At 63.9% G+C, this 10,156-nt stretch carries 8 protein-coding genes and 1 pseudogene; 2 read left to right on the plus strand and 7 right to left on the minus strand.

Features of this window, described 5'->3' with window-relative positions; all coding sequences use genetic code 11:
• Positions 1–438: 438 nt before the first annotated feature.
• The 6 genes from P3W97_RS00330 to P3W97_RS00355 are packed head-to-tail and all read right to left on the minus strand — an operon-like array spanning position 439 to position 6,906.
• On the minus strand, positions 439–2,796 hold the full coding sequence (locus tag P3W97_RS00330) for a heavy metal translocating P-type ATPase (RefSeq protein WP_300842997.1): 2,358 nt from the start codon (positions 2,794–2,796) through the stop codon (positions 439–441).
• A 4-nt stretch (positions 2,797–2,800) separates the two neighbouring features.
• Entirely contained in the window at positions 2,801–3,055 is a 255-nt protein-coding gene (locus P3W97_RS00335; RefSeq protein ID WP_019562346.1) for a DUF2933 domain-containing protein, read from the minus strand.
• A gap of 19 nt (positions 3,056–3,074) precedes the next feature.
• Positions 3,075–3,557, minus strand: a complete 483-nt coding sequence (locus P3W97_RS00340) for a DUF411 domain-containing protein (protein ID WP_043702089.1) — start codon at positions 3,555–3,557, stop codon at positions 3,075–3,077.
• Between the two features lie 24 nt (positions 3,558–3,581).
• A complete protein-coding gene (locus P3W97_RS00345; protein WP_026330412.1) occupies positions 3,582–4,094 on the minus strand; it encodes a cupredoxin family protein in 513 nt (170 codons plus the stop codon).
• Positions 4,095–4,150: 56 nt separating this feature from the next.
• A complete protein-coding gene (locus P3W97_RS00350; RefSeq protein ID WP_300842998.1) occupies positions 4,151–5,068 on the minus strand; it encodes a copper resistance protein B in 918 nt (305 codons plus the stop codon).
• A gap of 23 nt (positions 5,069–5,091) precedes the next feature.
• Positions 5,092–6,906, minus strand: a complete 1,815-nt coding sequence (locus P3W97_RS00355) for a copper resistance system multicopper oxidase (protein ID WP_300842999.1) — start codon at positions 6,904–6,906, stop codon at positions 5,092–5,094.
• Positions 6,907–7,061: 155 nt separating this feature from the next.
• On the opposite strand from P3W97_RS00355, the gene P3W97_RS00360 reads away from it, so the two are divergent.
• The gene (locus P3W97_RS00360) at positions 7,062–7,745 is read left to right on the plus strand and encodes a heavy metal response regulator transcription factor (RefSeq protein ID WP_043702099.1); all 684 of its coding nucleotides are present in this window, start codon (positions 7,062–7,064) and stop codon (positions 7,743–7,745) included.
• Complete coding sequence (locus tag P3W97_RS00365; RefSeq protein ID WP_043702101.1) at positions 7,746–9,128, plus strand: heavy metal sensor histidine kinase; 1,383 nt, start codon at positions 7,746–7,748, stop codon at positions 9,126–9,128.
• 199 nt (positions 9,129–9,327) lie between these two features.
• On the opposite strand, the pseudogene P3W97_RS00370 reads toward P3W97_RS00365, so the two are convergent.
• Positions 9,328–9,696 (minus strand): annotated as a pseudogene (locus P3W97_RS00370) (EAL domain-containing protein); the annotation flags it as partial.
• Positions 9,697–10,156 lie beyond the last annotated feature (460 nt).

Raw genomic sequence — 10,156 nt, forward strand, 5'->3', positions numbered from 1 at the left:
TCGCTGTGCATGCACTCGGCCATGGTCAGAACTCCCAGCAACCGCGTCGAGGGTGGCAAAAAGCTGGGAGAAATTGTACCGCAAAACAGCCAAAAACGAACGCTTTATCAACGGGTTAGGAATATTTCAGGGGCGACTACATATATGCAAGATTCCATTCGGGATGGGATCGGGATTAATCGTGTGCCAATCTCAATGCATTCCTGCTCACCGAGGCGGGGCGCGGACTCATCGCCACATCGGTGCAAGTGCTTATGGCGATGCCGACTGGGCGCCAAGTGCGGTATCGGTGTGAGGCGGCTCAGGTGCCGTGGTCGAGAGCATTCCAGGCCTCGATAGGGATCAGGTGTCCAACGTCGGGTGGCAACCGATACGACAGACCCAGCGATCTGGGAGTGCAACCAGCACCCACCACGGCACGCGCGACGATCCTCGTGTTCAGACAAGACGGACGCCGCGCAAACGCAGCGCATTGCCGATCACCGATGCGGAGCTGAGACTCATCGCCAGGGCGGCGATCAACGGTGAAAGCAGCCAACCGGTGAGCGGATACAGCACGCCGGCCGCAATGGGAATGCCCAGTGCGTTGTAGAGAAAGGCGAACATCAGGTTCTGCTTCATGTTGCGGACCGTGGCCACTGACAAGGCGCGCGCCACCGCAATACCGCGCAGGTCACCCTTGACGAGCGTGATCTGTGCGCTGTTCATCGCCACGTCGGTGCCGGTGCCCATGGCGATACCGACGTCGGCCTTTGCCAAGGCCGGGGCATCATTGATGCCGTCACCAGCCATCGCAACGATACGCCCCTCGCGCTGCAGCCGCTCCACCAGTTGCAGTTTGTCGGCGGGCTTGACCTCGCCATGCACCTCATCGATGCCCAAGCGCGCCGCCACGGCCTTGGCCGTGGTCAGACCGTCGCCCGTGGCCATGACGACGCGCAAGCCCTCCGCGCGCAGCGACGCCAGCGCTTGCGGTGTGGTCTTCTTCACCGGGTCGGCGACGGCCAGGACTGCGGCGAGCACGCCATCGACGGCCAGATGCATCACGCTGGCACCCTCACCGCGCAGCGCCTCCGCCCGCTCGGCCAATGGCCGCACGTCCACACCGAGCTGTTCCATCAGGGCCGTGTTGCCCAGTGCCACGGCATGTCCATCGACGCGCCCGCGCACGCCGATGCCTGAGTGCGAGTCGAACTCCTCGGCGCGTGAGAGCGCCAGGCCTTGCTCGCGCGCGGCCGAGACGATGGCTTCGGCCAACGGGTGCTCGCTGCCCTGGTCGAGGCTGGCAGCCAGTCGCAAGGCTTCGCCGGCGGTGAAGCCTTCGGCTGCGATCGTCGTCTGATAGCGCGGCCGGCCCTCGGTCAATGTGCCGGTCTTGTCGACGATCAGGGTATCGACCTGGCGCATTTTCTCGATCGCGGCGGCATCGCGAAACAGCACCCCCTGCGTAGCCCCTCGCCCGGTCGCCACCATGATCGACATGGGCGTGGCCAAGCCCAGCGCGCAGGGGCAGGCGATGATCAGCACAGCCACGGCGTTGATGAGGCCAAAAACCCAACGCGGTTCCGGCCCGAACAGGCCCCAGGCAAAAAAGGTCAGCACGGCGATGGACACCGTCGCGACCACGAAATAGCCCGCCACGACATCGGCCATGCGCTGCATCGGCGCCTTGGACCGCTGCGCCTGCGCCACCATCTGCACAATCTGGGACAGCATGGTCGCCGAGCCGACACGTTCGGCGACCATGACGAGCGCGCCACTGGTATTGAGCGTCGCACCGATGACCTTGTCGCCCACCCGCTTGGTCACGGGCAGGGACTCCCCCGTCAGCATCGATTCGTCCACAGCGCTGCTGCCCTCGATTACCGTACCATCTACCGGAACCTTTTCGCCGGGTCGAATGCGCAGCCGATCGCCGACATGGATGTGCGTCAGGGGCACGTCCTCTTCCGTGCCATCGTCGCGAAGGCGCCGGGCGGTCTTGGGGGTCAGTCCGAGCAAGGACTTGATGGCGGCCGAGGTCTGCGAACGCGCCTTGAGTTCCAGTACCTGCCCCAGCAGGGTCAGGGAAATGATCACCGCCGCCGCCTCGAAGTACACCGCGACCCGTCCCATGGACACGAACGAGTCCGGGAACAGTTGTGGGGCCACGGTCGCCGCCACGCTGTAGACGAACGCCGCCCCGGTGCCCAGCGCGATCAGGGTCCACATGTTCGGGCTGCGATGGACCACGGACTGCCAGCCGCGCACGAAGAACGGCCAGCCCGCCCACAGGACGATGGGCAGGGACAAAACGAGTTCGATCCAGGTCTGTGTGCGCGCCTCGAACCAATGCAACTGGTGGCCGAACATGGCCAGCACAGTGACCATGACGGTCAGCGGCAGGGTGTACCAGAAGCGGCGCTGGAAATCGCGCAGCTCGGGACTCTCTTCTTCTTGGAGATCGGGCAGCACCGGCTCCAGCGCCATGCCGCACTTCGGACAATAGCCGGGGTGATCCTGCCGGATCTCGGGGTGCATGGGGCAGGTGTAGATCGTGCCTGCCGCCAGCGCCGGCGCTTCGACAGACGAAGGCGCGTGGCCGCTGTGGGCATAGCGCGCCGGTTCGGCGACGAACTTCGCCCGGCACTTGGCGCTGCAGAAGTAAAAGAGTCGGCCTGCGTGCTCGACGTGGTGCTCGGACTGCGCGGTCACGTCCATGCCGCAGACAGGGTCCTTCAGACCTTCGGCCCACTGCAGTGCGCTCGGGTGGTCGTGGGCGTGTCGGCGGTGTTCGTGGTCTGATCGCAGGTCCATGACTTCACGCCTCCCTGTTGGCGGGTTTGTCGGGCGGCGCACCATGCCCGCCATCGCCACCGTGGCCATGCAGCAGGTGCATCAGCGGGCACGCCAGCAGCAACAGGTACACCCAATTGCCTGCGACATGGATCCAGTGCTCGCGCAGCAGATAGAAGCCGCCGATGAGGGCAACCATCAGCAACGCGATCCTGACACGCCGGCTCAGGCCGGACGAGCCACGCGTGTCGGGGTGGTGATCATGATGCGTCGCGCTCATCGCCGGGTGAGGGGTTTCTTCATGGATGGGAACTGAACACTTGTGCCGACCCGTCTTTCCCAACCAGCAAGACCTGGTAGGCATCACGTCGGCCGCCATACACCGGCCCGTCCATGCCGGGTGAACCAATGGGCATGCCCGGCACCGCCAAGCCCAGGGCTTGGGGCTTTTCCTTGAGCAGCCGCTGGATGTCCGTGGCGGGTACGTGGCCTTCGATCACATAGCCCTGGATCAGGGCCGTATGGCAGGAACCGAATTTCTGCGGCATCCCGAGGCGAGCGCGGGCCGCGCCGTTGCCCTGGTCGACGGCATTCACGCGGAATCCGCTTTTCTCCAGGTGGGCAATCCAGTCCTTGCAACACCCACAGTTCGGGTCCTTCCACACCTGCACGGCAAGCGTCTGCGGTGCGGCGGCTGGTGCCAGGGAGGGAAGACTCAGCGCAAGCACCGCCAGCAGCAGCCTGCGCCGCCGGGGGAACGGTTGATCAACGGTTTGGTGCATGACAAGGACCCCCGGTGACGCTGCTTATTCGACGACGATCTTGCCCACCATGCCCGCTTCCATATGGCCGGGGATGAGGCAGGCGAAGTCCACCGTACCGGGCTGATCGAACTGCCAAACCAGCCCGCCGCGCTGGCCAGGCTGGAGCGTCACCATGTTCGGCTCGGCATGCTGCATCTGGGGCATCTTGCGCATCATCTCAGCGTGTTCTTTGAGCTCCTGCAAGGAGCCGACCACCATTTCATGCGGCACCTTGCCCGCGTTTTTGACAAAGAAGCGGATCGTCTCGCCCTTTTTGACCGTGATGGTGGCGGGCGTGAACCGCATCGAGTCGTCCATGACCACCTCGATGGTGCGGTCGACCTTGGCGGGATCGCCTGGTTTGCCGACGTTGGAGTGTGATGCGCCACCGTGCATCGAACCGTGCATGCCTTGCATGTCGTGCCCGGCCATGCCATGGCCGCCCTGATGATTGCCGGCGGCCAGCGCCAACACAGGCAACGCGCTCAGCGCCAAAACGCTCAAGGTTTTCTTCATCATTGGATGCTCCTGATGGGATTCGTGAATGAGATCGTGGTTGTGCGTGGGCGCTGCTAGAACCACAGGCGCACGCCCGCCACATACCGCGTTTGCCGGGTGCGCTGCCCTTCGGCGCGCGCAAAATCCGCCGTCTGTCCAAACTTGCCCGCCCATTCGACGCCGACATAGGGCGCGAACTGGCGCGAGAATTCGTAACGCAGGCGCAGCCCTGTGGTGGCATCGGCCAGCCCGCTGCCCAGGCCACGCGCTTCATCGCGCCGGCCATACAGATTGACTTCCATGCGGGGCTGCAGAATCAGGCGCTGGGTGAGCAGGAGTTCGTACTCGCCCGACAGGCGCAGTGCCGTGCGTCCCGAGCTGCCGACGTAGGCGGTGGCATCGACGTCGAACCAGTACGGGGCGAGCCCTTGGATGCCCACAGCGAGCCAAGTCCGGTCAGGCCCCGTGCCGCTGTCCAGCCGCACCCCGAGTTGGGTGTCCCAGTACGAGGCGATCGCATGGCCCCACAGGACCTCCGTGCGTGCCTCCTCCAGTTTGCCTTTGGCGACGTCACCCTCGGCCTTGAGGACCAGGCGGTCGTAGGTGCCGCCGAACCAGGCTTGCGCCTCATAGGCGGTGGCGTTGCCGTCCTTCGTGTCGACGCGCTCCAGGCGATCGAGGAGCACGCTGCCGAACGCATGTTCATCGGACAGCCGCAGTTGCCGTGGCCCAGGAAATGCGTACGGGCCCGACTCCAAGGTCAAGCCATTGGCATACGCGTGCGGATCGCGGGCATCGGCGGGGGCGGGGCCGCCTTGCATGCGCATGCTGCCGTGGTCCATGGTGGCGCTCGCGGGCGATTCGGCTCGCGTTGGGGCTGGAGCCGTGCCCGGGTGCCCGGCATGGCCGCCGCCTTCCATCGTTGTTTGCGCCCAGACGGGCGCCGCACCGAGCAGCACCAGCGCCGCAGTGAAGAGAGAGCAGGGTTTCATGGCGAATCTACTTGGGATGAGTTTCATGACACGACCACCACGCGGAACATGCCCATGTCCATGTGCAACATCAGGTGGCAGTGCCAGGCCCAGCGACCCAGGGCGTCGGCGGTCACGAGGAAGCTGACGCGCTGCGCGGGTTGAACCGGGACGGTGTGGCGACGCACCAGGAACTGCCCGTCGGGCGTTTCCACCTCGCTCCACAGCCCATGCAAATGCATCGGGTGCGTCATCATCGTGTCGTTGTGCAGGATGACGCGCACCCGCTCGCCGTACTTCAGATGCACCGGCGTGCTCTTGCCGAACTCGAGGCCGTCGAGCGACCAGGTATAGCGCTCCATGTTGCCGGTGAGGTGCAGCTCGATCTCGCGCTCGGCCCCGCGAGGATCGAGAGGGCCGCCGATCGTTTTGAGGTCGGCCAGCGTCAGCACGCGCCGGCCGTTGTTGCGCAGGCCAATGCCCGGATCGTCAAGATTGGTGCGCGGCATGTCCACCCGCATATCCGTGCTTGGGCCGTATTCCGTGCGTGCGTGACGGACCGTGGCGCTGGGCTTGGCCATCGCGCCGCCTGTCATGCCATGCATCGCGTGCTGGCCGTGATCCATGGCCATCGCGCCATGGTTCATGCCGGACATGTCGTGCTTCATGCCCGGCATGTCGTGGCCCATCGCGCCGTGGTCCATCGCGCCCATCATGTCGGCCATGGTGAGCCATTCGACGGGATCGAGAGCAGGCACGGCGGCGTTCAAGCCCTCGCGCACCGCGAGCGTGCCGCGGGCGAAGCCGGTTCGATCCATCGATTGCGCGAAGATCGTGTAGGCGTCCTCTCGGGGCGTGACGATCACGTCGTAGGTCTCGCCCGGCCCGAAGCGGAACTCATCGACGGTGACAGGTTCGACGTTCTGCCCGTCGCTTTGCACCACCGTCATCTTGAGCCCCGGGATGCGCACGTCGTAGAAGGTGTTGGCCGCGCCGTTGATGAACCGCAGACGCACGCGCTCGCCCGGCCGGAACAGGCCAGTCCAATTGCCGGCAGGGGTGACGCCGTTCATCAGGTAGGTCAATGTCGCCCCCGAGAGATCGGCCAGGTCGGTCGGGTTCATCCGCATCTGGTTCCACATCGCACGCTTGTCGAGTGCACGAGAAAGCCCCATCTCGGCGACGTCGCGAAAAAAATCGATCGCCGTCGGCTGATTGAAGTTGTAGTAGTCGCTTTGCGCCTTGAGCTTGGCGAGCACCCGCATGGGGTCTTCGTCGGTCCAGTCGGACAGCTGCACCACGTAGTCCCGGTCGGCGCGGATAGGGTCTGCCTGACGCGGCTCGACGATCAACGCCCCGTACATGCCGGTCTGCTCCTGCGTGCCGGAGTGCGAGTGATACCAGTAGGTGCCGGTTTGTTCGAGACGGAACTGGTAGGTGAAGGTTTCGCCAGGGGCGATGCCCGGGAAACTGACCCCAGGCACCCCGTCCATCTGGTAGGGCAGGATGATCCCGTGCCAGTGGATCGAGGTGGCCTCGCGCAGGCGGTTGGTGACGCGGATGGTGACCGTGTCGCCTTCCCGAAGTTTGAGCGTTGGCGCCGGGATGGAGCCGTTGATGGTGGTCGCCATCCTTGGCCTGCCGGTGAAGTTGACCGGCGACTCGGCAACCACCAGGTCGATGTTCGTGCCGCTGAGCACGGGCGCCGCACCCGTGCGCGTGTCGGCCAGCCCCTGCGCCGCAGCACGCACCCAGGGTGACAGGCCGACCATCACGCCGCCGGCGACCAAGCCGCGCACGAAGCGCCGCCGCGAGGGCATCAACGGCAATGGCAAATGAAACGGACTCAAAGATGGCATGGGCTTCTCGCGATGAGTTACTGAAGTCGTGGGTGAGATGCTATGGAGCCACCCCTGTCAGGATGCTGTTCGTCCGATTACATTTTTGTTATCTTCATGTCAGGTGCACCCAAAATCGTCACACTAGCGGCTATTCGATATGGCCGAGCACCCTCATGAAGATACTGATCGTTGAAGATGAGCCCAAAACGGGCGACTACCTGCGTCAAGGCTTGAGCGAAGCGGGTTTCGTGGTCGATCTGGCGCAAGACGGCGCCGATGGTCTGCACCTGGCCTTGCAGGGCGAGTACGACCTGGTCATCCTGGATGTGATGCTGCCCGGCCTCGACGGCTGGCAGGTACTGCAGTCCTTGCGCCATCGCGGCCTGCAGATGCCGGTGCTGTTCCTGACCGCACGCGATCAGGTGGAAGACCGGGTCAAAGGCCTTGAACTCGGTGCGGACGACTATCTGGTCAAGCCTTTCTCCTTTGCCGAATTGCTGGCCCGCGTGCGCACGATCCTGCGCCGGGGGCGCAGTGGCAACGAGAGCCCCGTGCTGCGCGTGGCCGATCTCGAACTGGACCTGCTGCGCCGACGCGTTTCACGCGGCGGGCGACGAATCAGCCTGACGGCCAAAGAGTTCGGCTTGCTGGAACTGCTGATGCGCCGTCATGGCGAGGTCCTGCCCCGCTCGCTGATCGCCTCGCAGGTCTGGGACATGAATTTCGACAGCGATACCAATGTGATCGAGGTGGCCATCCGGCGCTTGCGCGCGAAGATTGATGAGGGTCATGAGGTCAAGCTGATCCACACCGTACGTGGCATGGGTTACGTATTGGAAGCACCGGAGGAGCGCTGAATGTTTCGCTCCCTGTCACTGACGACCCGGCTCACCCTCTTCTTTACGTTGGCGGCTGGGGCTGTGGTGTTTGGATTGGCCTTGTTGGTCATCGCTGCATCCGAGCGGCATTTCATCGAGCTGGATCACATGGCGCTGCAGGACAAGCAGCACCTGATCGAGGATATTTTGGCGCGATCCAATTCGGCCGAGGACGCCAAGTGGCTGCTGCGTGAGGCATTGAGCCACCATCACGGGCTGTACGTCAGCGTCCATGATTCGAAAGGTGAAACGCTCTTCCAGTCCGAAGGATTTCGCCTCCCGCGCGAACTGTCACCGGCCGATGAAGGCAACGGCAACGACGCGCTGATCCATTGGGCCGACGAAGGGCAGGCGTTTCGCGGGATGCTTGTCCGGGTTATTCCAGCCTATGACGCAACGACGCGGCTGGACATCCTCGTTGCCATGGACACGGCGCATCACACACGGTTCATGCTGAAGTTGCGGCGCACCCTGATGACCTATGCCGTCGTGACGATCGTCATCTGTGGCTTGCTGAGCTGGTTTGCCGCGTACAAGGGGCTGGCGCCATTGCGTGCCATGAAATCCAGAGCGACCACGCTCACGAGCCAGCAGCTGCACCAGCGCATGCCCGTCGAGGCGGTACCCATCGAAATGGCCGATCTGGCTCACGAACTCAACAAGATGCTGGACCGGCTGGAAGACGCGTTCACGCGACTGTCGGAGTTCTCGTCGAATCTGGCGCATGAGCTGCGCACCCCCCTGAGCAACCTGCTGACCCAGACCCAGGTCGCGTTGGCTACCCGGCGGGATGCCGATACCTACCGGGAGATTCTGGCTTCCAATGCCGAGGAACTGCAGCGTCTGGGCCGCATGGTGTCCGATATGCTGTTCCTGGCCAAGGCCGAACGCGGGATGATGCTGCCGAACCGGGAACGTTTCTCGGCAGCCGAGGAAACGCACGCCCTGATCGAGTTCTATGAGGCGGTCGCCGAGGAGAAGGGCGTCAGACTGGCTCAGCGTGGTGAGGGCGAGATCGTCGGTGATCGCTTGATGTTCCGCCGTGCCCTGAGCAATCTGCTTTCGAACGCGCTGCGCCACACCCCGCCACATGGCGAGGTCACGATCGAGATCAGCCAGTCTTCCCAAGCCACCCGGGTGAGCGTCGAGAACACCGGCGAGGACATCGACCCGAGGGTACTGCCGCACCTGTTCGATCGGTTTTACCGTGCTGACCCATCGCGGTCACATCCGGAAACCGACGGCGCAGGGCTGGGATTGGCGATTACCCGCGCCATTATGCAAACCCATGGAGGATCGATCAGCGTGACGTCCGCGCAGGGCAGGACCCGGTTCTGCCTGGAGTTCCCAGGCGGAACCTGATGAGGTGAAGCAGTTGGGGCGAGCCAGCCCAAGTGCCTTTGGTCTGTGCGCTTTCGCAGAGGCAATGGCCCCGATCGCTGTTGAACCGACCGGGCTGACGGCTCCCGATCACGGATCAGCGTGAACGCTACGAAGAGTTTGAGAGAACTCGAGGGCGTGATCATGCGCCGGGGCCCGGTGCCATGGAGCGGCTTTGCCGTCATGTACCGAGGTGGCCTTGCTCTTGGCGATCCACGTCCTGACCGAGATCATGACTCGGACATGCGCTTTGCAACCACCTGCGCGCGAAAACCTCGGCCGGCTCCGGACGGGCGAAGTAATACCCCTGTGCTTCGTCGCAACCCAATGCCAGCAAGTGTTCCGCCTGCGCTGCCTCTTCCACACCTTCGGCCAGGGTCTTGAGGCCGAGGCTCTTCGCCATGGCAACGATGGCGGACACAATGGCGAGATCGTTGCGATCGGTCAGCATGTCCCGCACGAACGAGATGTCGATCTTCAGTTTATGAACGGGAAATCGCTTGAGGTAAGCCAGTGAGGAATACCCGGTGCCGAAATCATCGATGGACAGCGCAAACCCGGCCGAGGTCAGGGCGCGCGTGACCCTCCATCACCGAGATCGCGGCAGCCGAGAGCATTGACCGGGGGCATGCAAGTCGGATCGCGCAACTGACCCGGCTTGCACCTGACATCGTCGAGGCGTGCGTGGTGGAAAAGGCAGTCGGCCTTGTGCTGGAGCGCCTGATCCGGCGAGCCTTGCCATTGGATTGGGCAGCGCAGCGTGAAATTCCAGGGCGGGAATTCAGTCGTTGATATTGCCGGGGCGGCATGTCCCGCGCTCGCCTGCTTCAGGCACCGAGGCGCAGGATGCGCCGCGCACCGTTCAATACCTGTCGCATCCCGGATGATTGGATAGTGCCATCACGCCATGCGTACCTGCTGGCGGTAAGCGTTCTGCGCGAGCTGCTGGGCAGCGGGTCAAGGCGTTGACGACCATCATCGGGAGATGCCCTCATGAACATCAAGCTGCA

Source organism: Tepidimonas sp., from assembly GCF_029335975.1.
Classification (GTDB): domain Bacteria; phylum Pseudomonadota; class Gammaproteobacteria; order Burkholderiales; family Burkholderiaceae_C; genus Tepidimonas.